26 protein-coding genes are annotated in these 21,938 nt (G+C 70.1%); 9 read left to right on the top strand and 17 right to left on the bottom strand.

The features are described 5' to 3' along the window. Positions 1–125: 125 nt before the first annotated feature. Positions 126–950, bottom strand: coding sequence for a tautomerase family protein (locus OIE47_RS27530; RefSeq protein WP_326557408.1), 825 nt, complete (start codon positions 948–950; stop codon positions 126–128). A gap of 166 nt (positions 951–1,116) precedes the next feature. Between OIE47_RS27530 and OIE47_RS27525 the strand changes: the two genes are divergently transcribed. Continuing rightward, complete coding sequence (locus OIE47_RS27525) at positions 1,117–1,692, top strand: TetR/AcrR family transcriptional regulator (RefSeq protein WP_326557407.1); 576 nt, start codon at positions 1,117–1,119, stop codon at positions 1,690–1,692. Positions 1,693–1,837: 145 nt separating this feature from the next. Here the strand turns inward: OIE47_RS27525 and OIE47_RS27520 are convergent, their stop codons facing one another. After that, complete coding sequence (locus tag OIE47_RS27520; protein ID WP_442791997.1) at positions 1,838–2,857, bottom strand: serine/threonine-protein kinase; 1,020 nt, start codon at positions 2,855–2,857, stop codon at positions 1,838–1,840. Positions 2,858–3,179: 322 nt separating this feature from the next. On the opposite strand from OIE47_RS27520, the gene OIE47_RS27515 reads away from it, so the two are divergent. Further along, entirely contained in the window at positions 3,180–3,812 is a 633-nt protein-coding gene (locus OIE47_RS27515) for a GyrI-like domain-containing protein (RefSeq protein ID WP_326557406.1), read from the top strand. A gap of 223 nt (positions 3,813–4,035) precedes the next feature. Here OIE47_RS27515 and OIE47_RS27510 read toward each other — a convergent pair whose 3' ends face one another. The 6 genes from OIE47_RS27510 to OIE47_RS27485 form a co-directional block, all read right to left on the bottom strand. Next, the gene (locus OIE47_RS27510) at positions 4,036–4,467 is read right to left on the bottom strand and encodes an SHOCT-like domain-containing protein (RefSeq protein ID WP_326557405.1); all 432 of its coding nucleotides are present in this window, start codon (positions 4,465–4,467) and stop codon (positions 4,036–4,038) included. Positions 4,468–4,556: 89 nt separating this feature from the next. After that, a complete protein-coding gene (locus OIE47_RS27505; protein ID WP_326557404.1) occupies positions 4,557–4,817 on the bottom strand; it encodes a hypothetical protein in 261 nt (86 codons plus the stop codon). Continuing rightward, positions 4,814–5,176, bottom strand: coding sequence for a DUF2089 domain-containing protein (locus tag OIE47_RS27500; RefSeq protein ID WP_326557403.1), 363 nt, complete (start codon positions 5,174–5,176; stop codon positions 4,814–4,816). Before OIE47_RS27500 ends, OIE47_RS27505 begins: the two co-directional genes overlap by 4 nt. 283 nt (positions 5,177–5,459) lie before the next feature. Next, positions 5,460–6,431, bottom strand: a complete 972-nt coding sequence (locus OIE47_RS27495; protein WP_326557402.1) for a helix-turn-helix domain-containing protein — start codon at positions 6,429–6,431, stop codon at positions 5,460–5,462. Between the two features lie 9 nt (positions 6,432–6,440). Continuing rightward, complete coding sequence (locus OIE47_RS27490) at positions 6,441–7,421, bottom strand: alpha/beta hydrolase (protein WP_326557401.1); 981 nt, start codon at positions 7,419–7,421, stop codon at positions 6,441–6,443. A 138-nt stretch (positions 7,422–7,559) separates the two neighbouring features. After that, positions 7,560–8,174, bottom strand: coding sequence for a TMEM175 family protein (locus tag OIE47_RS27485; RefSeq protein WP_326557400.1), 615 nt, complete (start codon positions 8,172–8,174; stop codon positions 7,560–7,562). Positions 8,175–8,437: 263 nt separating this feature from the next. Here OIE47_RS27485 and OIE47_RS27480 point away from each other — a divergent pair, with 263 nt between their 5' ends. From OIE47_RS27480 to OIE47_RS27470, 3 genes are all read left to right on the top strand, one after another. Beyond that, positions 8,438–8,680: a hypothetical protein gene (locus OIE47_RS27480; RefSeq protein WP_326557399.1), complete on the top strand. Its 243-nt coding sequence runs from the start codon at positions 8,438–8,440 to the stop codon at positions 8,678–8,680. Beyond that, positions 8,673–10,046, top strand: a complete 1,374-nt coding sequence (locus OIE47_RS27475) for a peroxidase family protein (protein WP_326557398.1) — start codon at positions 8,673–8,675, stop codon at positions 10,044–10,046. Before OIE47_RS27480 ends, OIE47_RS27475 begins: the two co-directional genes overlap by 8 nt. Before the next feature lie 97 nt (positions 10,047–10,143). Further along, positions 10,144–10,878 (top strand): SDR family oxidoreductase, encoded by a 735-nt coding sequence (locus OIE47_RS27470; protein WP_326557397.1) that lies wholly within the window; start codon positions 10,144–10,146, stop codon positions 10,876–10,878. 88 nt (positions 10,879–10,966) lie between these two features. Here the strand turns inward: OIE47_RS27470 and OIE47_RS27465 are convergent, their stop codons facing one another. Both OIE47_RS27465 and OIE47_RS27460 read right to left on the bottom strand, forming a co-directional pair. Continuing rightward, a complete protein-coding gene (locus tag OIE47_RS27465; protein ID WP_326557396.1) occupies positions 10,967–11,335 on the bottom strand; it encodes a siderophore-interacting protein in 369 nt (122 codons plus the stop codon). A gap of 119 nt (positions 11,336–11,454) precedes the next feature. After that, the gene (locus OIE47_RS27460) at positions 11,455–12,330 is read right to left on the bottom strand and encodes an RNA polymerase sigma-70 factor (RefSeq protein WP_326557395.1); all 876 of its coding nucleotides are present in this window, start codon (positions 12,328–12,330) and stop codon (positions 11,455–11,457) included. 212 nt (positions 12,331–12,542) lie between these two features. Here OIE47_RS27460 and OIE47_RS27455 point away from each other — a divergent pair, with 212 nt between their 5' ends. Beyond that, complete coding sequence (locus OIE47_RS27455; protein ID WP_326557394.1) at positions 12,543–13,094, top strand: hypothetical protein; 552 nt, start codon at positions 12,543–12,545, stop codon at positions 13,092–13,094. A gap of 54 nt (positions 13,095–13,148) precedes the next feature. Here OIE47_RS27455 and OIE47_RS27450 read toward each other — a convergent pair whose 3' ends face one another. From OIE47_RS27450 to OIE47_RS27440, 3 genes are all read right to left on the bottom strand, one after another. After that, complete coding sequence (locus OIE47_RS27450; RefSeq protein WP_326557393.1) at positions 13,149–13,454, bottom strand: hypothetical protein; 306 nt, start codon at positions 13,452–13,454, stop codon at positions 13,149–13,151. An 84-nt stretch (positions 13,455–13,538) separates the two neighbouring features. Beyond that, positions 13,539–14,441 carry a serine hydrolase gene (locus OIE47_RS27445; protein WP_326557392.1) on the bottom strand — a complete coding sequence of 301 codons (903 nt, stop codon included), beginning with the start codon at positions 14,439–14,441 and terminating at the stop codon, positions 13,539–13,541. Next, the gene (locus OIE47_RS27440; RefSeq protein WP_326557391.1) at positions 14,438–15,331 is read right to left on the bottom strand and encodes a LysR family transcriptional regulator; all 894 of its coding nucleotides are present in this window, start codon (positions 15,329–15,331) and stop codon (positions 14,438–14,440) included. The genes OIE47_RS27445 and OIE47_RS27440 overlap by 4 nt, the downstream gene beginning before the upstream one ends. A gap of 134 nt (positions 15,332–15,465) precedes the next feature. Between OIE47_RS27440 and bla the strand changes: the two genes are divergently transcribed. Next, complete coding sequence (gene bla, locus OIE47_RS27435) at positions 15,466–16,416, top strand: class A beta-lactamase (RefSeq protein WP_442791996.1); 951 nt, start codon at positions 15,466–15,468, stop codon at positions 16,414–16,416. Between the two features lie 71 nt (positions 16,417–16,487). Here bla and OIE47_RS27430 read toward each other — a convergent pair whose 3' ends face one another. Then, positions 16,488–16,832 (bottom strand): DUF1330 domain-containing protein, encoded by a 345-nt coding sequence (locus OIE47_RS27430; protein ID WP_326557390.1) that lies wholly within the window; start codon positions 16,830–16,832, stop codon positions 16,488–16,490. 136 nt (positions 16,833–16,968) lie between these two features. Between OIE47_RS27430 and OIE47_RS27425 the strand changes: the two genes are divergently transcribed. Then, the gene (locus OIE47_RS27425) at positions 16,969–17,763 is read left to right on the top strand and encodes a helix-turn-helix domain-containing protein (protein WP_326563262.1); all 795 of its coding nucleotides are present in this window, start codon (positions 16,969–16,971) and stop codon (positions 17,761–17,763) included. A 36-nt stretch (positions 17,764–17,799) separates the two neighbouring features. Here OIE47_RS27425 and OIE47_RS27420 read toward each other — a convergent pair whose 3' ends face one another. Continuing rightward, positions 17,800–18,024, bottom strand: a complete 225-nt coding sequence (locus OIE47_RS27420; protein WP_326557389.1) for a hypothetical protein — start codon at positions 18,022–18,024, stop codon at positions 17,800–17,802. 676 nt (positions 18,025–18,700) lie between these two features. Here OIE47_RS27420 and OIE47_RS27415 point away from each other — a divergent pair. Then, the gene (locus OIE47_RS27415) at positions 18,701–19,789 is read left to right on the top strand and encodes an FG-GAP repeat domain-containing protein (protein WP_326557388.1); all 1,089 of its coding nucleotides are present in this window, start codon (positions 18,701–18,703) and stop codon (positions 19,787–19,789) included. A 72-nt stretch (positions 19,790–19,861) separates the two neighbouring features. Here OIE47_RS27415 and OIE47_RS27410 read toward each other — a convergent pair whose 3' ends face one another. Both OIE47_RS27410 and OIE47_RS27405 read right to left on the bottom strand, forming a co-directional pair. Next, the gene (locus OIE47_RS27410) at positions 19,862–20,167 is read right to left on the bottom strand and encodes a hypothetical protein (RefSeq protein ID WP_326557387.1); all 306 of its coding nucleotides are present in this window, start codon (positions 20,165–20,167) and stop codon (positions 19,862–19,864) included. A 135-nt stretch (positions 20,168–20,302) separates the two neighbouring features. After that, positions 20,303–21,925, bottom strand: a complete 1,623-nt coding sequence (locus OIE47_RS27405; protein ID WP_326557386.1) for an FAD-dependent oxidoreductase — start codon at positions 21,923–21,925, stop codon at positions 20,303–20,305. Between the last annotated feature and the right edge of the window lie 13 nt (positions 21,926–21,938).

Here is a 21,938-nt window from a genome sequence, read left to right as displayed (position 1 = left end):
CGTGGGCCGGGCGGTCGGCCACGGGACCGGAACTACCTCGTCCAGCACATGGGAGACCACTGCCCTCGATCGATGGGGAGCCTCGTTTGACGTGATTGCGCCGCACCTGCCTGGCACCGGTCCGATCAACTCGCCCCGCCGCTGGTCGCGGCGGTGTCGGCGTAGAGCTGGACGCTGACGATGCGGCCGTCCGCGACCTCGAAGAACCAGAGGTTCTGGAAAACCACCGTCTTGCCGGTCGCCTTGGGCACGGCCGTGTTGGTGAGCCGGGCGATGATGTGGTCGTCGGAGGCGATGACCTCGTCGACGACGCTGGCAAACGACTCCCATACGGTTCCGCCGCCCGGGATCTTCGAGAAGAAGTCGTCGAAGGCCGCGCGACCAGTGAACTTACCACCGTAGGACAGCGTGGTGGGCACGGTGAGGACGACGTCGTCGCGCAGCATCGGCAGAATGTGGCGGTCACGGTTCCGGAACAGCCGGGTGACGGCGTACGCCAGTTCGGCCCTTGTGTACGCATCATGGGCGCTCGGGGCCGTTGCCGCCGCGTCGAGCGCCTCGGCAGCCAGGATGTCGGTCCCGATCACCCCATCGGCGAAGGAGAAGTTTTCCGGGGCCGTGACGGTCATCATCACGAACACGTCGGCGGGGCTGATGCCAGTGCGTTCCTGGAGCAGTCGGACCAGCGTCTCGTAGAACCTGCGCTTGGCCCGCTCACCACGATCCAGGCCATCGGTGATCGTGAAGACGATCCAGTCATCGGAGCGCGGGCCGCCGCGGAAGTCGCGGTTGAAGATCATCTCGCCGGGGTCGCGCTGGTGGACGAGCTGGAAGCTGTCATCGGGTTTCATCTTCAGTTCGGCGACCAGCGCATCGTGCACCGTCCGCGAGACGGTGGCGAGGTACTGCTCCGACTTGCCTCGGGCCAGGGAAATGTTGACGAAGGGCATGCGCGGTCCTCTCCGATCCGGTGGCCCTGGCGGCGCCCGGGCTCCTGGAATTCTTGCCAAGCACTTGTAACTATGCAGGTCATCATACATACTGTTCTGGGAGCATGGAGTCGGATGAGGGAAGGCGGGTGCGACCGTGGCGCGCCGATCGGATGCCAAGCAGAGGATGGTGGAGGCGGCCAAGCAGCTGATCCGGCAGCGCGGTTACGAAGCGACGGCCTTCTCCGACGTGCTCAAGCTCAGCGAAGCGCCACGCGGCTCGGTGTACTTCCACTTCCCCGGCGGCAAGACCCAGTTGGCGATGGCGGCGGCCGAGGCGCATGCCCACGACCAGGTCCTCATCATCGACCAGGCCGCCGAACGGGCCAACTCTGCCGCCGAGCTCGTCGAGGGGTACGTAGACCTGGCCCGCGAAGGCATGGTAGCCAGCGACTACGCCCGGGGCTGCGGAATCGCGCCGCTGGTGATCGACGGAGCCGCCCGGGAGTCGACCGACGTGGGTGAGACGAGCCGCCGAACGTTCACGCAGATGATCGACCGGCTCGCGTTCCACTTCGTCGTCCTCGACATCGACCGGACGGCCGCACGCGTACTGGCCGACGCGGTGATCGCCGGTGTCGAAGGAGCAATGATCACCGCTCGTGCGCTGCACAGCCCGGCTCCCTTCGACGCGATACGAGCAGCCCTGACCAGTCTCGCCGCGAACGTGTCGCCGAAGGTCGCGCGCCGGAAAAACGGGTAGAACGCCGCCGTACGGGCGGGTCCGCCGACCCTCTCCATTCGCTACGAGATATGCATCCCCGCATACTTGGGTCTCGGGTTCGGGCCTGACGTGATCGGTGCCGTGATCCGCCGGTACCTGCGCCACAGCCCAGGCGCGTGCGGAATCAGGCGCGGTGCCGACCCGGACGCAGGAGTTGGGAGTCGGACCTCGCCGAAGCCGGTACGGGCCGCGCGGGTCCCGGCCCGTCGCCGGTCGAACCGCGCTCGCCGTCGTATCGCGGCTGCGGGAACGACTCGACGGCCGCCACGTCCGTCACCTCGTCCAGCGCCGGATCATCACCCTGCACGTGCTGTCGGGGTGCCGGGGCGGGCGGACGGGAGGGTGACGGCAGGATGCCGATCGGCACGTACACCTGTGTCTGCACCGCCTCGGCCAGCAGCAGTGCCATGGCGACGCTCGTCGGCCGGTCGGCGGGATCGGCACTCAGGCAACGCAGACACAGCTCGGCCACGTCGGCGGGCAGACCCGCGACCGGCGGCAGCGGATCCGGTGGCCGGGACACGTGGGACAACGGCCGGTCGGGTTCCGTGTGTACCGGCCACGGGAGCCGTCCGGCCAGGCTGAGATAGAGCAGCACGCCGACGGCGTACACGTCGGTGGCCGGGCTGGCGGCGACCCCGTCGAGCCGTTCCGGGGCGACGAACGCCGGAGTGCCCACCACCTCGCCCCCGGCCGCCGAATCACGCTCGCCGACCAGTGCGGCGATGCCGAAGTCGAGGACCTTCACCCCGGCCGGGGTGAGCACGATGTTGGCCGGTTTGACGTCCCGGTGCACGATGCCGCCCTGATGGGCCGCGGCCAACGCGGCGGCCGCCTCCGCGCAGACCCGGACCGCGATCTGCCAGTCCAGCGCCCCGGACCGCAGGTGCACGGCCAGCGTCTCACCCTCCACGAGTTCCATCACGATGTACGGCGCCTGCTGGCCGTCCGGCAGGGGTACCAGACCGAAGTCATGCACGCTCGCGATGTTGGGATGAGCCAGCCGGGCTGCGGCGCGGGCCTCCGTCCGCGCCTGGTCCACGACCACCAGGCCGGCCGCCGGATCGGCGTACGGCAGGGTGATGAGCTTGACCGCGACCGGCCGATCGAGCACCTCGTCATGGGCATGCCAGACCTCCGACATGCCCCCTGCCCCGATCCGCTGATCGAGGCGGTACCGCCCGTCCAACGCCGGCATCCCGCCCCCGACACTTCCCCGCCGCCGGTCCCGATGGACGACGGTCAGGAAGAGCGCTACCCCCGGTCCGCCCGACACAAACTGCGACGTTGCCCATAACGGCCGGTCAGCAGCATGATCTGGCACAGGAACAGGTAGCCGTACCGCCACCCCGAGGAGGGCGGGTCGACACAAGCCCCCTACCGTTGCCAGCACCCGAGGTCTCTCCCACCCCTGAGCCTCTCGGAGGCGGAAAGGTCGTGGCTCGCGGCGCGAGCCCAGGTGCCCGATGACGAGCAAGGTTGACTTCAAGAAGGAGATCGACGCCTACCGCGCGAAAAGCGGTCAGTTCTCCATCGTGGACGTGCCCGACCTGCAGTACCTCATGATCGACGGGCACGGCGATCCCAATACCAGCCCGGCCTTCACCCAGGCGACCGAGGCGCTCTACCCGCTGGCGTACCGGTTGAAGTTCGCCAGCAAGCAGACCCTCGGACGTGATTACACCGTCATGCCGCTGGAGGGCCTGTGGTGGGCCGACGACATGGACACGTTCACGGCCTCCCGGGACAAGTCCCGGTGGGACTGGACACTGATGATCATGACCCCGGACTGGATCGACCAGGACATGCTCACGAACGCGACCGCACAGATCTCGGTCAAGGCCCGCCCACGACGCCTGGACGAGGTCCGCCTCGGCTGGCTCGCCGAGGGCCGGTGCGTGCAGACACTGCACGTCGGCCCCTACGACAACGAGGCCGACGTGCTGGCCCGGATGCACCACGAGTTCGTCCCGGACAACGGGCTGCGGATGGTCGGCAAACACCACGAGATCTATCTCAGCGACGCCCGCAAGGTCGCACCCGAGAGGCTCCGCACCATCCTCAGACAGCCCGTCAGCGCCTCGGTCACCGTCGAATGACAGACCCGACCAATGTTCACCCGGTTCGTACCGTCCGGGTTGGTAACCGGAGCGCCGTACCCGGCGGCGCATGAGTTCATGCGCGTACATCGACATGCCCGGATGACTGGGTCCGTCACGGACCGCCGGAGCTATCCTGGGTGTGCTTGAAGTCGGCCTTCGCCGCGACCGCCCCACCAGCCGACCCCCGTGGTCGGAGTGGACAGCCGGTGGGGTGGTGGTGTCACTCGCAGAACACCTGCACCTTGGTGTCCGGCTGGTCGACGTCGATGGTGACGTCGTCGAGCTGCTCGATGAGGTCCTCGATGTGCTGCGGCTTGAGCTGGGTGAGGTCGATCGGCACCCCCGACTCGTGCAGCTTCGTGTTCACCTGGGCCAGTGCCTGCGGAGGGATGAGGCTGGTGAGCCGGACCCCGGCGCGCAGCAGTTGCAGCGGAACCCGGACGTTGACCCGGCTGGGCCCGTCGCCGCCGAGGTCGTCCTCCGAGTTCACCACCACCCGCAGGTACTTGGGTCGAGCTTTCGGGCCGGGCGCGGTTCCCGGCGGGGACTCGGGTCGTTCCCGTCCGAGGGCGTCGATCAGCCGCTCGGCCTCATCCGCGGAGATCTTGCCCTCGGCCAGCATCTGCAGGACCTGGCGCCGCTGCTCGTTCATTGTTGCTCCTCACTTTCTGATCTCACTCGGCCAGCATCTGCAGGACCTGGCGCCGCTGCTCGTTCATTGTTGCTCCTCACTTTCTGATCTCATCTGATGCTTGCCAGCACGGCCAGGTGACCGTCCTCGATCTCGAACCGGGTGCCGGGCAGCGCCCACAGCAGTTGCCCGACGCCGCGCACCGCGCCCGACGGGCTCACCCGGAAGACGAGGCAGGCGACCAGTCCGGCCAGCACGGCGAGCAGCAGCAGCGGTGACAGCACCAGCAGCACCGGCAGGACGGGGACGTAGAGCCGCAGCCAACGGCCGTCGGAACGGCGATGGCGCACCGTCACCAACTGCGGGATCATCGGGACCGCTCCAGCTCGTCCAGCGCCTCCTGGACGCTGATCTCCCCCCGCCGCAGGCGGTCGACGACGTCGGCCCCGGTGGGCGCCGGGTCGGTGTCGACGAAGTCGAAGTGCTCGGTGATCCGGTTCAGCCGCGCCTTGATCGTCGGGTAGCTCACCCCGAAGATCCGCTCCATCTCCTTGATCGAGCCGTGCGACCGTACGAACGCGGCAACGAACACCTGGTCGTCGACGCCGAGCTGCGCCAACGGCGGCGGCTCGAACTGACCCTCGACCACGACCCCGCTGCCGGCGAGGCGGACCCGCTCGACCACGAACGGCTGTCCGCGCGTCAGGTCCGTCAGCTCCTGCCAGTCCACCCTCGACTCCTTGCTCTCGATGACGCGTCTGCATCATTTGTATCTTGAGTTTTTGAAGGTGTCAACGTACGAATCTTGATTTTCTTAATTTGATCTTCAATTCCTTGACCGTGGGGTGGCGCTCGTGAGCCGCGGGCCTCGTGGGAACACGCCCTGGACTGCCTGGAGATCGGGCTGGGATCCGGCTCGGTCCTCGTCGGCTACCTGACCGACACCGACCAACACCACCCGCAGCGGGCGGCACAACCCGGAGCGGGCAGGCACCGGCACCAGGGAGGCCTCGTCAGGACGGGTGGCGGTGCAGGCGTCGAAGGGCCAGCGCCAACTGCAGACGCAACCGGCCCTGCGGGTCGCGCACGTTCCAGCCGAGCAGGTGCTCCGCGTGCCCGACACGGTCCTGCAGCGTCGAATGGTGCAGGCGTAACACGGTCGCCGCCGCGCGCAGGCTGATGGTCGACGCCACCGCGTGCAGCGTGGTCAGGACCCAGGACGCCCCGCCCGCCGCGTGCTCCAGCGCCCGTACGTCGGGGACCCCGGCCGGGTCGGGTACGGCGGCGAGCACAGCCAACCCGCCCAGCTCCTCGAAGTGCACCAACGTCTCGCCGGGGTCCTCGTCGGTGCCCTCGGCCGCGAAACGCAACGCCGTCCGGGCCGCCCGGTGGGACTCCGGCAGGTCGAGCAGCGGCACCGTCGGACCGATCCCGGCCCGTGTGCGCGGTGGGGGTGTCCCGGCCGCCGCCAGCCGGGACTCCCCCGAGGCCAGAGCCACCGCGTACGCGGTGCCGTCCACGGGCAGTCCCAGTCGGCGGGCGGCCTGCAGGCGTACGTCGGCGGGCGCGGACGCGTCGACGACCAGCTCGACCGCCGCCGGGTCGGTGGCCGGGGCCCGGCCGCGGGTGCGCTCCAGGACGGCGCCGGCCGCACCCGCCGCCCGTTCCAGCACCATCGCGTCCACCGGACCGGGCGTCCCCGAGCGTTCCAGCCGTAGCATTGCCGTGCCGACCGGCTGGCCGGGCCAGCTCGGGTCTGCCGGGCCCGGCAGCGGGGCGGCGATCCCGTCCGGCAGCATCCTGATGTGCACCCGGCGGGCGTCGTCGTCCAGCCTTGCCGGGCAGCCGGCCAGTACGGCCGCCCCACGGACGATGCTCTGCAGCCCGGCGCGCCCCTCGACCAGGCTGTCGAAGTAGGCGATGACCTGGAGCGCGGCACCCGCGTCCGCGTCCAGCGCGGCGAGCCGGACGGCCAGGTCTCTCATCGGGTGAGGCTATGCGTTGAACAGCCGGTTGAGCCAGGCGACCCGGGCTCCCCTGGCGTCCCGGGAGATCTGCGCGGTCGGCATCGTCATGTCGAAACCGTGGAAGGCTCCCGGCCATACGTGCAGTTCGGCCTGCCCGCCGGCCTGCCAGATCCGGCTCGCGTACGTCACGTCCTCGTCCCGGAAGGTTTCGGCGCTGCCCACCTCGATGAAGGTGGGCGGCAGCCCGGAGAGGTCCTCGGCACGGGCCGGTGCGGCGTACGGGGAGACGTCCGGGCCACCCGCCGCGTCGCCGAGCAGCGCTCCCCAGCCTGTCTGGTTGGCGGTGTGGTCCCAGATCCCCAGACCGGCCATCTGCAGGGCCGACGGGGTGTTGTTGCGGTCGTCCAGCATCGGGTAGATCAGCATCTGCCCGAGCAGCGCCGGGCCGTTCCGGTCGCGGGTCATCAGGGCCACCGCCGCCGCCAGTCCGCCACCCGCGCTGGCCCCGGCGATGAGCAGCCGGTCCGGATCGAAACCGAGCTCGTCGGCGTGCTCGGCGGTCCAGAGCAGGCCGGCGTAACAGTCGTGGACCGGACCGGGGTGCCGGGTCTCCGGGGCGAGCCGGTATTCGACCGAGACCACGACCAGGTTGAACTCCTCCGCCCAGTCGAGCAGCATCTCCGGCACGCCGGTGCGGTTGTCGCCGAGGAACATGCCACCGCCGTGGACGTGGTACAGGCATCCCGGGGTGCCGGTGGGGGCGGTGGGCCGGCAGATCAGGAGCGAGATGTCCGGGTCACCGGCCAGGCCGGGTACGGCCCGCTCCTCGATCTCGAACCGGCCGTCGCGCCGCAGGTCGTCGTCGGTGGGCCGTGGTCCGGCGCCACGCTCGCGCATGGCCGGAATCATGTCCGGCGTCATCGCCGGTGGGAGCGAGTCGGCCATGGCCGCGAGTGCGGCGCCGAGTTCCGGGTCGAACGGCGGGGGGAGAGCGTGGGTGGTGGTCATACGGCGCCTCCGCGGTTGAACAGAGGATCACGGGAGGTGATCACTGACATCAGCATGGCCGGCACCACCCGCGTGATCGAGCGCCACGTGGCGGAAATTACCCGCCAGGTGGCGGGCTGCCGGCCGTCCACCTCCCGCTCAGGTCACGGTCTCGTGCTGGCGGACCACCCGGTCGATGCGGCGGTCCGGGATGAGCCACATGATCGCCGTGCCGACGAAACACGCCAGGGCGATCCAGACGCCGATGCGACCGCTGCGGTCGATCACCAGGGCGCTGAGGATCCCGGCGAGGTTGAGCACGGGAGAGAGCTTGCCCTTGAGGTCAGCGCCGACAGCCTGCCGCAGCGGCGACTCCGGCCCCTGCTGCCGGATGATCACCGTTTGGAGCACGAAGTATGCGATGGCGGCGGCCAGCAGGTTCAGGCCGTAGACGACGACCGGGGTCGGTTCGAACGTCGACTCGTCCATCCAGGCCGTCGTGAACGGCAGCAGCGACAGACAGAACAGCAGCGCCAGGTTCGCCCACAGCACCTCGCCGCTGACCTGACGTACGAGATGGAACATGTGATGGTGGTTGTTCCAGTAGATGCTCACGTAGACGAAGCTCAGGAGATAGGTCAGCAGCCCGACGCCGCTCGTGTGGAGCAGACCGGCGAGGTCGTGATCCTCCGGCACTTTCAGCTCCAGCACCATGATCGTGATGATGATGGCGAGCACCCCGTCGCTGAACGCCTCGAGTCGACTGGTCCTCACCGTTCCGGCACCCCTCGCCCGTCGGCGGTCCCCTTGTTCGACGCTGTCATGTTCCGTCCTCGCTGCTGGTGGTAGCCGTGCCGGCTGGTGGCCGACCGGAGACCGTGGTCGCGGTTCTCCGACGTCACCGGCAAAGACCGGGCAGCCGTGGGATCTGTGACAGACGTACGGCAGGTGTCCCTGTGACGCTCGCCCGCGTGTCACAGGTCGCCGGGCTGTCCTGTCCTGGTTGGTGCGCACCCGCGTACCCCACGGAGGAAAAGATGAGCTTGCCGGCCAGCGACGACGCCTTTCTGTACGGGCTGGAGCGCAACGTCAGGGCAGAGTTGACCGCGATCGAGACCAGCCGGCCCGAGGACGCCCTCGCCGTACCGAGCGACGAGTGGATGTTCGATCCGGCGGATGCCCAGCGCGAGAAGGCGGGCGTCCGTAGCCTTCTCGGTGCGGTCGAGGCCCTGGAAGACGGCTCACGGGCCGCCGGGCGGGACGGAGACCGAGATGTCTGAAAGCGGCGCCCACGTGGCCGCCCGCGACCATTGCCTCAGCCTGGTACGCGCCGTCGACCGGCCCACCGGGGCGGCCCGCTACGGACGCATGTTCCCGGGCCTGGACCCGCTGGGCACCGATCCCCAACTGCTGATGCGCGCTGGCGGCGACGGCGGGATCTGCGACGCCGCCGCGGCCCTGGACCGGCTCGGCGCCGGCGGCGACGACGCCACCGAGGCCGCCGGATGGCCATTCTTCGGTCAGTTGATCGCCCACGACATCACCGCCGACCGTTCACCCCTCGCCGGCGGCGTCGACCCGGAGGCGCTGCGCAATTCCCGCGCCCCGAAGCTCAACCTGGAAATGATCTACTCGGACGGCCCGATCGGCTCGCCATACCTGTTCGACCTCGACGACCCGGCAAAGTTCCTGCTCGGCCCGGACGGCGCCGACGTGCCGCGCAACCACCAGGGCGTCGCCCTGATCGGCGACCCCCGCAACGACGTACATCTGTTCGCGCTGACCCTGCACGTCGCCCTGCTGCACGCGCACAACCGCATCGTCGATCTGCTGCGCGGCAACGGGGTGCCCGAGGCCGACGTCTTCGACCAGGCCCGAATCACCCTCACCTGGCACTACCAGTGGATCGTGGTCCACGATTTCCTGCCCCGGCTCGTCGGGGCGAGCCTGGTCGAGGAGGTGCTCTCCGAGGGCGGGCGGTGGTTCGCGCCGCCGCCGCTGCGGGCGTACATCCCGCTGGAGTTCGCCGACGCGGCCTTCCGCTACGGCCACGGGCAGATCCGGCACACCTACCGGCTCGTCGACGGCGGACCGGCGGTGCCGCTCTTCCCCGACCTGGTCGGGTTCGGCCCGCTGCCCGCCGACCGGCGTCTGGATCTCACCCAGATCTTCGACGTGCCCGGCCACCCACCCGCGCAACGCGCCAAACGCCTCGACGGCCGGCTCGCCGCCAGCCTCATCGGACTGCCCGAGCGGGTCACCGGTGCGGTCGACACCGCCGCCTACCGCTCCCTGGCGGTACGCGACCTCCTGCGCGGGGAAACCACCGGGCTACCCGGCGGCGAGGCGGTCGCCCGGCTCGTCGGGGCGGCGCCGCTGACACCCGACGAACTGGAGCAGACCTGGCCGCACGGCACCCCGCTGTGGTTCTACGTCCTCAAGGAGGCCCAGCACCGCGGCGGCGGCGACCGGCTCGGCCCGGTCGGCGGCCGGATCGTGGCGGAGGTGCTGATCGGGCTGCTCCGCGCCGACCAGGCCAGCTACCTGGGCCTGGAACCGGACTGGGAGCCGACCCTGCCGGCCGTCGGACCGGGCTTCGGCCTGACCGACCCGCTCACCCTGCAACGGCATGCGCTCTCGGTGTGACGTGAGCGCGAGTCACAACCGGCGGTGCTGCCCGGTCATAGCTGGCGTAGCCGGGTGAACGCCCGGCCTTCCGAACGAAAACAGAGGTGTGAGAGACATGAAGATCGCCGTGTTGGGTGGTACCGGGCTCATCGGGTCGCAGGTCGTCAGGATCCTTCAGGCGGAGGGGCACGAGGCGGTGCCGCTGTCCCAGTCGAACGGGGTGGACCTGCTCACAGGTGAGGGCCTCGATGCCGGGCTCAAGGGCGCCGATGTCGTGCTGAACCTGACAAACTCGCCGACCTTCGACGAGGCATCGACCGACTTCTTCCGGACGACGATGGACAACCTGTTGGCGGCCGCGCAGCGCGAGGGCGTCGGCCACGCCGTGATCCTCTCGATCGTCGGCGTCGACCAGGTGCCGGAACTCGCCTACTACCGCGCCAAGGTGCTGCAGGAGGAGATCCTGAAGGCCGGCCCGGTGCCGTACTCGATCGTCCGCGCCACCCAGTTCTTCGAGTTCGCCGGCGCGATCCTCTCCTGGACCACCGACGGCGACACGGTGCGGTTGCCCAGCACGCCGGTGCAACCGATGGCGTCGGCCGACGTCGCGAAGGCGGTGGCCGAGGTCGCCGTGGGAGCGCCGCTTCAGGGCATCCGGAACGTGGCCGGCCCGGAGGTCTTCACCCTCGACGAGTGGGGCCGCGCCGCGCTGGCCGCCAAGGGCGACAAGCGTACGGTCGTCGTCGACCCTGCCGCCGGCATGTTCGGTGCGGTGTCCGGCGATGTCCTGGTCGCCCCGCAGGACGCAGTCCTCGCGCAGACCACCTACGGCGACTGGGCCACCCGCTAGCCGCCGAGATCGGCGGCCGGTGCCTCGGCGAGGTGCTGGCCGCCGATCATCTTCCGGACCGGCTCGGCGGCGGTCTCCAGTACCGGACTCAACGGCGGTGCCAGGGTCGCAGCTTCGCGGGATTCAGGACGACCCAGAGGGTGGTGGCCCGTTCCCCGGCGCAGCCGACGGCGATCACGGCCACGGCGGTGCCGGCCCGGCGGATCACCAGGCCGGCGCACCCGTTGACGCTCCCGATCGTCGGTTCGGTTCCCGGCAGCAGGTCACCGAGCAGCCGGGCGACCCGGACCGCGCCGCGCACGGGACCGGTCGGAGCCGGTACCCGGTCGCCGCCGTCGCACACCGCGACGACGGCCGGGTCGAGGACGGTCCGGATCGCGTTGACCTCGCCCGTTCGGCAGGCAGCGACAAGCCGGCGTACGACGTCGTCGTGCACGCGGGCATCGCCGGCCAGCACACTCGCCTCCACACCACCCGGCCCTCGGCGCCGGTCCGGGCACGGGCAGGCCAGCACCGCTGCCGCACCGCCCGTTCGTCCCTGTCTCTCACGGTCGACAGCTATGACAGGGCAGGCGCCTACTTTGTGACCGCGGCCACGGCGGCGAGCTTGTCGGGATTCATCATCCACAGCACCTGGTCGATGCCCGCCTCGGACACGTTGATCGTGACCAGGCCGAGCAGGGCATCGCCGCGACGCATGACCGCGCTCGCCTGTCCGTTCGTCGTGGCCCACTGCACCTCCACGCCCTCCCAGTACCAGGTGGAGAACGCCGCGAGGTACTTCGCCACCCGGGCCGCGCCCACGACCGCCACACGGGAGATCTGGTGCGCGCCGTTGCCGTCGGAGACGCTCGCCACATCGGCCGCGAGCAGCTTCTCCAGCGTTGCGAGGTCACCGACGCGGGCGGCATCGAGGAAGGTCGCCAACAACTGCCGCTGGGCGACCTCCGGCACCGGGATCTTCCGCTCGCCGACGATGTGCTTGCGTGCCCGGCTGACCAGTTGGCGGACGCCCTGCTCGGTGGACTGCAGGATCGCGGCGATCTGCGGGTACGGGTAGTCGAACGCCTCCCGCAGCACGTACGCCGCCCGCTCATGCGGCGTGAGCTTCTCCATCAGCATCAGGACCGCCAGTTCCAGCGCCTCCCCGCGTTCGGCGCCCAGGAACGGGTCCGCGCTGGTGTCGACCGGCTCCGGCAGCCATGGCCCGACGTACGTCTCACGGCGCATCCGGGCCGACTGCAGTTCGTTGATGGCAAGCCGGGTCATGGTCGTGGCCAGAAACGCGCCCGGATTGTTCACCACGCTGCGGTCGGTCGTCTGCCAGCGCAGCCAGACCTCCTGCACCAGATCCTCGGCCTCGCTGACGCTGCCGAGCATGCGGTACGCGATCCCGAACAAGCGTGGGCGCAGGCCCGTGAAGATCGACAGCGCCTCGTCGAGATCCCCCACCACTGTCCCCCCAAGGTCATTACCGACTCCCAGGCTAACCCCCTGTCACAGGTTCCGAGCCTGCCCCGTCCCGGCTCCCGACCCAGATCGGTTCGTCCTCCATCGTCCGCTTCGGCGATGGGTCGGGCAGCCAGCGCGCCGCCACCGTGAAGGCATACACGATTCACGATGCCCGTGCTCGCGGACCAGCACGACCCGACTACGCTCACCGGATGCCGCTCCCAACACCCGAGGCACGCCCGGCCCGCAAACTGGTGTGGGCCTCCGACGCGGTCGTCTCCCAGATCGGACAACGGGTTCAGCCGCAGGTCAGTCTGCCGACAAAGATCACGCAGGTGGCGACGGGCGCCCTGGTCCTCACCTGGCTGCCGGCCTTCATCGTGTTCGCGGTCACGACGATCGTCGCGCCACCGCTGACCAACGAGGCCGGCGTCGGGACGGCCGCCTTCTGGGCGCTGCAGTTCGCCATGCTGATCGCGATAGCCGCGGTGGTCACGACGGTGAGGCGGCGCACCGCCAAACGCAACCCGGCCGAGACGGACACCTCGGCCCGGGGAACCCTGCTGCGCGTGGCGATCAGTGCGCTGCTCACCAGCGCATCCGCGTGTCTGGTGCTCGCGCTGCAAGGGCTCTCGATCAGCCAGATCGCCTCGCTGACGGTGGAACTCATTGTCGTGCTGCACCTGATGCCCATCATCGTGGCCCGGCTACTGCAACGACTCCTCAGGCGTCGTCGGGCCAGCTCGTCCGACCCGGTGTCGTGACTACGGCCGCTACCGTGCCCGCCTCGCCGGGGGACCCGGCGACGGATCCGGGGGCTACCAGGCGGCGATCGTACGTTCGGGCTCGTCGTGCACGAGCCGGGCGAGGCTGACCCGGAACTGGAAGGATGTCGTTCGACCGGTGACGATCACCAGGAGGTTCTCCTCGCTGACGGCGAAGATCTGTCGGCGACGGGGTGACATCGGATGCGTGGGCACGTGCTGTCGGGCTGTGGTCATGGCCACCGCCCGCGCTGCCACCAGGTCATGACCGGCGGGTTTCACCTCGGACACCCGCCAGTTGCGGCTGTCACCGTGGCTCAGGTTCTCCTCGACGATCACGTACCAGCCCCGCTCGTCCATGGTCCTCCCCTTTCGTCCGCCACCGGCCGCCTCGACCTCGGATCTCCTGCGGCAGGGCCGACTGTAGTCACCATGATCCAGCGGTCAGGAGATCCGGAGGTGGTCACGCAGGGTCCGGGCGACCTGCGCCATCAGCGCCTCCGCCTCGGGTTGGACAACGGCCGGTACGCGGGACTCGGTGAGGGCGGCAACCGCGTACGCCGATCCGTCGGCGTGCTCGACCACCCCGATCTCGTGGCGGAGATTGAGCAGGGTGCCGGTCTTCGACGACCAGCGCGACGCGTCCGAGGCGAAGTCGGGCGCGAGCCGTTGCCGGTGCACGTTGTCGGCCATCAACCCACGGATCCGGGCGGCGGTCGCGGGATGCACGGACGAGGGGCGCCACAGGCCCTGGAGCAGTTCCACGAAGGCCCTGGCCGATCCGGCGTTGGCGCGGGTGACGTCGAGCTGCGGCACCGGGTGGCCGTGTCCGGGGGTCGCCGCAGCGATGGCCAGGGAGTGCACGAGGTGTGCCTCCGTCGGGCCGAGTCGCTCGGCCGGGGTCCGGGTGAGTTCGCTGGCGAACTGACGTACCGTGATGCCGTCGAAGCCGAGACGCCGCAGCTCGGCCGTGACCTCGGCGGGTGGGGTGAGGTCGAAGAGTGCGTCGGCGGCCACACTGTCGCTCACCGAGGTGCTCAGATAGAGCAGGTCGTCGATGGCGACCGTGACCGGGTGCCGGAACTTGCTCAGCCCGGTCGGGCCCGCCGTGGTGATCCGACCGGGTGCCACCGGAACCGGTGTCGCCCCGTCCAGTTCACCCCGGTGGACCCGTTCCAACGTGGCCACCGCGAGCGGCACCTTCACCAGCGAGGCCACCGGGAACTCTAGGTCGGGGTCGAGCCCGAGTTCGTCGCCGGAGTCCAGGTCGCGTACCAGGAACGAGCCGCGCAGGCCGCCGTCGCTCAGTGTCCTGCGGGCCTCGCCCAGGATCCGCACGGCGCTCACGCCCGTACCCCGGCACTGTCCGGAACCCCGAGGCACCGCCCGATCGCGGCCGGCAGCAGCGTCCGGATCCGGTGGGCGTCCTCACGCGACGCCGCCGCGACGTCGTAGCCGCGTGCCAGGTCCAGCTCGCCGAGCGGGCGCCAGTGCAGTCCGAGGTCGTCGGCCTGGCTCCGCGAGCAGAGCAGCAGGTCGGTCGAGTCGAGCACCTCGGCCGCCGCGTCGACGAGTGCGGTCGAGACCGTGACCTGCGCGGGTTGCAGGCCGACCGTGTCGGCCAGCCGGGTCAGCCGGTCGCGTACGTGTGGCACGTCGTCCTCCGGCTGGATCCAGGCGCGTCGTCGGCGCGCTCCCCGGTCGGCCCGACCCGCCCGCAGCGTCTCGAGGTAGACGGCGGTGGCCCCGGCATCGTCCCGACCGGCGAGGCCGAGCGGGACCCGCCAGGTGCTTCCGGTCGGTGGCACCGCCACGAGCGCCGACCGTACCTCCAGCGCACGGGCGAGCTCGGCGCGCTCCCCCGGTCCGGCCGGATGCGGTTCGAGATGCAGGTCGTGCCGTCGGGCCTCGGCGACCAGGAGGGCCAGCGGCCGGGCCGCGCAGACCACGGGTACGGCCAGCCGGAACGGCCGGAGCTTCGCCCGCTCGGCGTCGTGCGCCAACGTCTCGGCGAGTTCGACCAGCCGCCTCGCCGACGGCAGCATGTCCCGGCCGAACGGGGTGAGCAGGACGCTGCGCGACGACCGCTCGAACAGCCGGGCCCCGAAGTGCTGTTCCAGGGCGGCGATGCGACGACTGGCGACCGACTGCGGGATCCGGGCCGCGGCGGCGCCGACGGTGAAACTGCCGTGCCCGCTGACGGCCACAAATGCCTCACAGGCCCGTACGAGATCCATGGCGGGGCAGTCTATGCCGGATCAGCATTGATCCGCACACTTCTGTCTTGGACAGCATCCATCCTGCAATGCGAGGCTTCATGTCGTCCTGGCCGGGCACCCGAACCCACACCGAACGAAAGGAAGGGTCGACGATGCTGATCCGCCTCCTGGTCCCCCCGACCAGACGGGTCGCGATCGTGGTCTCGGCCGCGCTCGCGCTGTTCCCGCTCTCCGCCTGCTCGGCGAGCGGAACGCCGACCGGAACGACCACCACCAACACCGCCGCCGCGTCCGCAGCGATAATCCCGACGCCGGTTGCCGGGCTCGGCCCCGAGTTCGAACGGCTGGAGTCGAGGTTCGGCGCCCGGCTCGGCGTATACGCCCTCGACACCGGGTCCGGTCGTACGGTCGAGCACCGCGCGGACGAGCGGTTCGCGTACGCCTCGACCTTCAAGGCACTGGCGGCGGGCGCGGTGCTGGCGTCGACCTCGACGCCCGAACTCGACCAGGTGGTCCGCTACACCAGCGCGGACCTGGTGACCTACTCGCCGGTGACGGAGAAGCACGTCAGTACCGGCATGACGCTGCGGGCGATTGCCGACGCCGCGGTGCGGTACAGCGACAACACCGCCGGGAACCTGCTGCTGCGGCACCTCGGCGGTCCCGACGGTCTCGAGCAGGCGCTACGCGGCCTCGGCGACCAGGTCACCGACCCCGAGCGGACCGAGACCACGCTGAACGAGGCGACACCGGGCGACCGGCGGGACACCAGCACTCCACGGGCCCTCGGCACCGACCTGCGCGCGTACGCCCTCGGTTCGGCGCTCGACGCCGAGGACCGGACGGTGCTGACCGGATGGCTGCGCGGCAACACCACCGGCGACAAGGCGATCCGGGCCGGCGTACCGGCGAACTGGACCGTCGGCGACAAGACCGGTTCCGGCGGGTACGGCACCCGCAACGACATTGCCGTGGTCTGGCCGCCCGACGGTCAGCCTCTCGTGCTGGCCATCCTGTCCAGCCGGGACAAGCAGGACGCCGAGTACGACGACGCGCTGATCGCGGAGGCGGCGAAGGTGGTGACCGAGGCGCTGCGCCGGTAATTCGGGACCCCGGCCGCCTCGTCGGGAACACCCGGCGGGGCGGCCGGCGACATCAGAGGCCCTTCCCGACGCTACAGACCATTGGCCGCACGGAGTTCGGCAGCCAACCGCGATGAGCTGTGGCCGGGCTCGACACCCTGGACAAGGATCACCTCGCCGGTGAGGTGCCTGGTCCGCAAGGGCTTGATCTCCTGGTAGCTGCTGGAGCCGTACCAGGAACGGGCCTTGGTCAGGTCGGGAAACTCGATCATCACCACGTCGCCCGGCCAATCGCCCTCCAGCACGTCGACGGGTCCGCCGTGAACGATGAACCGCCCGCCGAAGGGGCCGAGCGTGGACTGGATGCGCTCCAGGTACTCCAGCACCTCGGCGTGGAGGGGCGCTCTGCGCAGGTGGGCAAGGGCGTACGCGGTCATGGTTCTCCGTCCGTTACGGGTGCAGGTTGGCGGCCTGTGGAGGAGATCTTTCCCGGCACCGTGACGGGCTGTCGATTACCTCGCAGGTAATGGTGGGTGCGCCGGCACGGTCACTAGGGTCGGTGGCGTGAGGACCATGACCGGACCGGGGCAACCGGTCGGGGAACTGCTGCGCGACTGGCGCCGCAGTCGCCGGATGAGTCAGCTCGACCTGTCGATCGAGGCGGGGGTCTCGGCCAGGCACCTGAGCTTCGTGGAAACCGGGCGGTCCCGGCCGAGCCCGGAACTGATCCTGCGGCTGGCGGAGCAGTTGGACGTACCGCTGGCGGAGCGCAACACGATGCTGCTCGCCGGCGGCCACGCGCCCGCCTATCCCAGCCACGAGCTGGGCGACCCGGAACTGGCTCCGGTACGCGCCGCCGTACGGCAGATCCTCGACGGGCACAGCCCGTATCCCGCGGCGCTCGTCGACCGGCACTGGCACCTCGTCGAAGCCAACCCTGCCGTCGCCCTGTTCACAGCCGGCGCCGAGCCCCGCCTCCTGGCCCCGCCGATCAACGTACTGCGACTCAGCCTGCATCCCGACGGCATGGCCCCGCGAATCCTCAACCTGTCCGAGTGGCGCGCCCACCTGCTCGACCGGCTACACCGCCAGGCCGTGACAACCAACGACCCTGCCCTGTACGCGCTGCACGAGGAGCTTCGCGGCTATCCCGGCGGCGACGGCCACGCGGCCCCGATCGGCGACGCTGTCTCGAGCGTCGTCATCCCGCTGCAGTACCGCCACCACGACCGGGTGCTGTCCTTCCTCAGCACCACCACTCTGTTCGGCACCCCGTTGGACGTCACCGTCTCGGGGCTGGCCATCGAGGCCTTCTTCCCTGCCGACCCGGCAACCACCGAAGCGATCCACGCCCTCGGCAGGGCATGAACCGGCTCGGGCAGGTGCACCAACACCACCCAGCCCTCATTCCGGACCGGTGTCCGGATCCTGTGGTTCCCGCTGTTCATTGACCCAGATTTCATGTTCGCGAAGCACCCAGGCGGTCCCCCAGGTGCCGAGGAGAACAAGAAAGCATCCCAACGCCACGGCTGCCGCGAAGGCCGCGAGGTCACCGAGTTCCCCAACATCGTGCCTCGTCGCCCACAACCAGCCGCCGACGATGAGGCAGGCGACCATGGCCAACGGCATGATCGGACGATCGGCGGGATGTGGTCGACGAGACAGGCGCATGGCTCCTCCGGGATCGGCTCACGATCTTCCGGTACGGCTGTCCTTCGTGCAACCACGATCCACTGACCCGGGTGCGGTCCTCCCATGCCCGAGAGCCCCTGCCCGGGCCGCTGACCCATGTCGACCCCGTGAGCCGGTAGCGCGGGCGTCCCGTCGCTGTAACCGGAGGCGCGGTCGACTACAAAGCGGTCAACTTCGAGGAGCTGCTCGCGGTCATCTCTACCCGGAGTTCCTCGCCGCCCTCACCCCTGCCGTCACCGCATCGGCACAGCCGCACGTGGTCGACCCCGATGGCGGATCGCCCCGTTTCGGTTCCCGCCCGACCCGGGGCACAGGCGTAGCCCCGTCACACCTCCACGACCGCCCGTCTGACACTGGCCGAGGCGTGACCACTCATAGGCCCGGCCGGTGCGCGGGTGTCGCGCTGCCCTGGTAGCCAGGATGAGGGCCTGTTCGTCCGGCGAGGGGCCGCGACCATCGCCGCACGCCGGCCAGGAGGCCAACTCGAGTTCACCCCAAGGTCGAGAGCACCTGTCGGAACACTGTCAGCAATGACATGTTCGCTCTAAGTGACCATAGATTCCAGATCGGTTCCCCCGAACCACGACCCACCACACCACCGACGGGAGTTCCTATGTGGAGAAGACGGCTCGCCGCGCTGATGAGCGTCGCGTTGCTCGGCTCACTGATGGTCGCCGTACCAGCCGCCCAGGCCGGAGAGTCCGGTGACCCGATCTGGGCCGATCTGAATGGCGACCGACGGCTCGACCGCGTCCACCCCGACGCCTCCAGCGACGGTACGCAGTGCGCCATCAACGTCCAGTGGGGTGGCACCGGTACGTTCGAGGAGCACCCGTACCTGCCGCCGGGTGCACAGGTACCGGTCCCGCACTGCCCCGACATGGGCGTGGCGGCCGACCTGGGCGGCAACGGAAGCGTGGAACTGATCGTCGGGTCGTTCGAAGGCAGGCCGAGCGGCGCCCAGGGTTCCATCTTCGTCCTGCGCAACTTCGTCCCCGAGGTACTTGAGCCGTCGAACATCCAGCTGAACGAGATCGGGACGGCGGACTTCAACGGCGACCGCCGGACCGACGTCTTCTGGTGGACCAACCAGGGCGCCGGATTCGGCACCTACCTGAACACGGCGGCCGCACAACTGGTCCCGGGACCGATCCAGCAGGACCAGGGCGAAATCAACGATCACCAGGTGGCGGACTTCGACGGGAACGGCGCGATGGACGTCGTGGTCGCCTTCCACACGGCCACAACCGCACCGCACATGGGCGTGGCGGTCATCTTCGACGACGGCACCAGAGTGTGGCTGCAACAGGGCGAGGACCACGGCTGGGACGTCGAGGTCGTCGACGCCAACGGGGACGGCCGCCCCGACGTACGAACCAACGACGGCGGCGCGGCGACCAGCTTCCTCAACCGTGGCGACCGCACGTTCGGCACCGGGCCGATCGCCAACGACGACCTGGCACACGCGTACCGTGCCGCGGCAAAGGTAGTCAAGGTGCGGGACAACGACATCGCAAGCCCCGGCGCCGCCCTGACCATCGTCGTACCACCCCGTTACGGCTTCCTGACCAACCACGACCCCCGGTACGAGGTGGTCTACCAGCGCACCGCGACCCACAAGCTGCCGGACACCTTCGTCTACCGCCTCACCCAGGACGGCCTCACCGACACCGGCACGGTCACCGTCAACATGAAGGACTGATCCGTCGGCAAGGGCGGCGTCCGGACGGTCCACCACCGGGACGCCCACGCCCGGCTGCCACTCCGGATCGTCTCAGGGGGCGATCCGGAGTGGGTGGTCCCGTTGCCGGCTCCCGGCAGCAGGATTGGAGTCCGGCGCACCGCTCCCCCGGTTCCCGGACCGGGTGATGGCACCACGGCGGCGGCCGTACCGGGTCAACCCACCCGGCTTGTAGACCGACAGCAGCGTCGCGACCACCCCGGTCAGCGGACCCAGCGGCGTCAGCGGCGCCAGCAGCAGCCCGACCTCGGACCGGATCTCGGCCACCGGTCGACCCGCCTCGCCCATCTCGTGGGCGCGCACCGCCAGATCCTGCAGGATCGCGCTGCCGATCAGCATGAGCCCGAGCAGACAACCGGCGGGTGGTCGCCGTACTGCGCTATCTCGACAGCGGCGGGCGGCGACGGGGCTCGCTTCCGCCCGAGGGCTGATCGACGACCCGGACGCCGCCACCACGCGCCGCGGACGCCCGGTTCAGTCGCTGGCCAGGGCCGCGTGGACGGAGGAGACCGCGCTTGCCCCATCCCCGACGGCGGTGGCCACCCGTTTCGTCGAGCCCGAGCGGAGGTCGCCGACCGCGAAGATCCGAGGCGCGGTTGTCTCGAACGGCAGGGGTTTACCGGGCGATCCGGCGGGCAGCCGGCTGTCGGTGAGGACGAACCCGTCGGTGTCCTTGGCCACGCCCGTGAGCCAGCCCGACACCGGGTCCGCGCCGATGAAGCAGAACAGCGCGCGGCAGTCCAGCCGGTCCTGGCGCCCGCCGGACCGCTCGGCGACGATCGACGTGAGGGTGTCGTCGCCGGCCAGTTCGCGGACCATGCTGCGGGTGTGGACCCGGATCCGGGGATGCGCCTGGATCCGGTCGGTGAGGTAGGACGACATCCGAGACCCGATTCTGGCGCCGCGGATGATCAGGTTCACCGTCGCACCGTGGGCGGCGAGGGACAGGGCCGCCTGTCCGGCCGAGTTCGCGCCCCCGACGACGGTCACGGGCTGATTCTCGTAGCCTCGGGCGTCCAGTTCGGTGGCGGCGTACCGGATGCAGCCGGTCCTCTCGAAGTTGGTCCATCGCGGAATGTCGAGGCGACGGTAGTGCGCACCGGTAGCGGCGATCACCGCGCGGCACTGGATGCGCGCACCGTCCTCGAGCAGGACGGCCGGCCGTCGGTCGTCGGAGAGGTCCAGACCGGTGACCGCACAGGGCGAGTGGATCCGTACCCCGAACTTGAGCGCCTGGACCATGGCCAGTCGGGTCAGGTTCTCGCCGCTGATTCCGTGCGGGAAGCCCAGGTAGTTCTCGATGCGGGCGCTCTTGGCTGCCTGGCCGCCGAGCCCGGTGCGGTCCAGCAGCACGGTGACGAGACCCTCGGACGCCCCGTACACGGCAGCGGCCAGACCCGCCGGGCCGGCGCCCACGACGACGAGATCGACCGGACGTCCGTCGGCCCGGTAGGTCAGACCGAGCACCTCGGCGACGGATCTGGGTGTCGCCCGCCGGAGCACCGTACGGTTGACCATCGCGGCCGGCAGTTCGTCCTCGCCGAGCCCGGCGAGTCTCATCAGCGAGCGCCCGGGGTCCGACGCCGCATCGAGCCAGGAATGCGGGAGGAGCATCTGCGTCACGTAGGTGCGCAGGTCCAGCGTGTCCGCGGCGTCGGGGCGGCCGACGAGTTGCAGGGCGTTGCCGGCGGCGGCGCCGATGACCTCGCGCCGCTCCCGGAACGCCTCGACCAGGATGTCGGCGATGTCGACCTGCTCGGCGAGGGCCCGGCGCAGCATCGCCGCGCCGATCCGGACGACCGTCCCGGCGGACACCACCCGGGCGGTCAGGTAGACGTGCTGACCGGTGAGCAGGTTGAGCTCGCCGAGGAAGTCTCCCGGCCCACCCTGGTAGATCAGACGCTCCGGCTCGATCGCCGTCGCGTCCCGGACGATGTCGACGGTCGCTCCGACGAGCAGGAAGAAGTCGTAGGAGTCGTCGCCGGACGCGTAGAGGTCCCGGCCGGCCACGGCGTGCTCCTCCTCGCCGTACGCGGCCAGCCGGCGGAACTGCCCGTCGTCGAGGACAGGTCCGCGCGGCGCCGGGTCGTCGTTCATCATCGGGTCCTCG

It is taken from the genome of Micromonospora sp. NBC_01796 (assembly GCF_035917455.1).
In the GTDB taxonomy this organism is placed as follows: Bacteria; Actinomycetota; Actinomycetes; order Mycobacteriales; family Micromonosporaceae; genus Micromonospora_G.
This window is presented reverse-complemented; position numbering and strand designations above follow the sequence as displayed.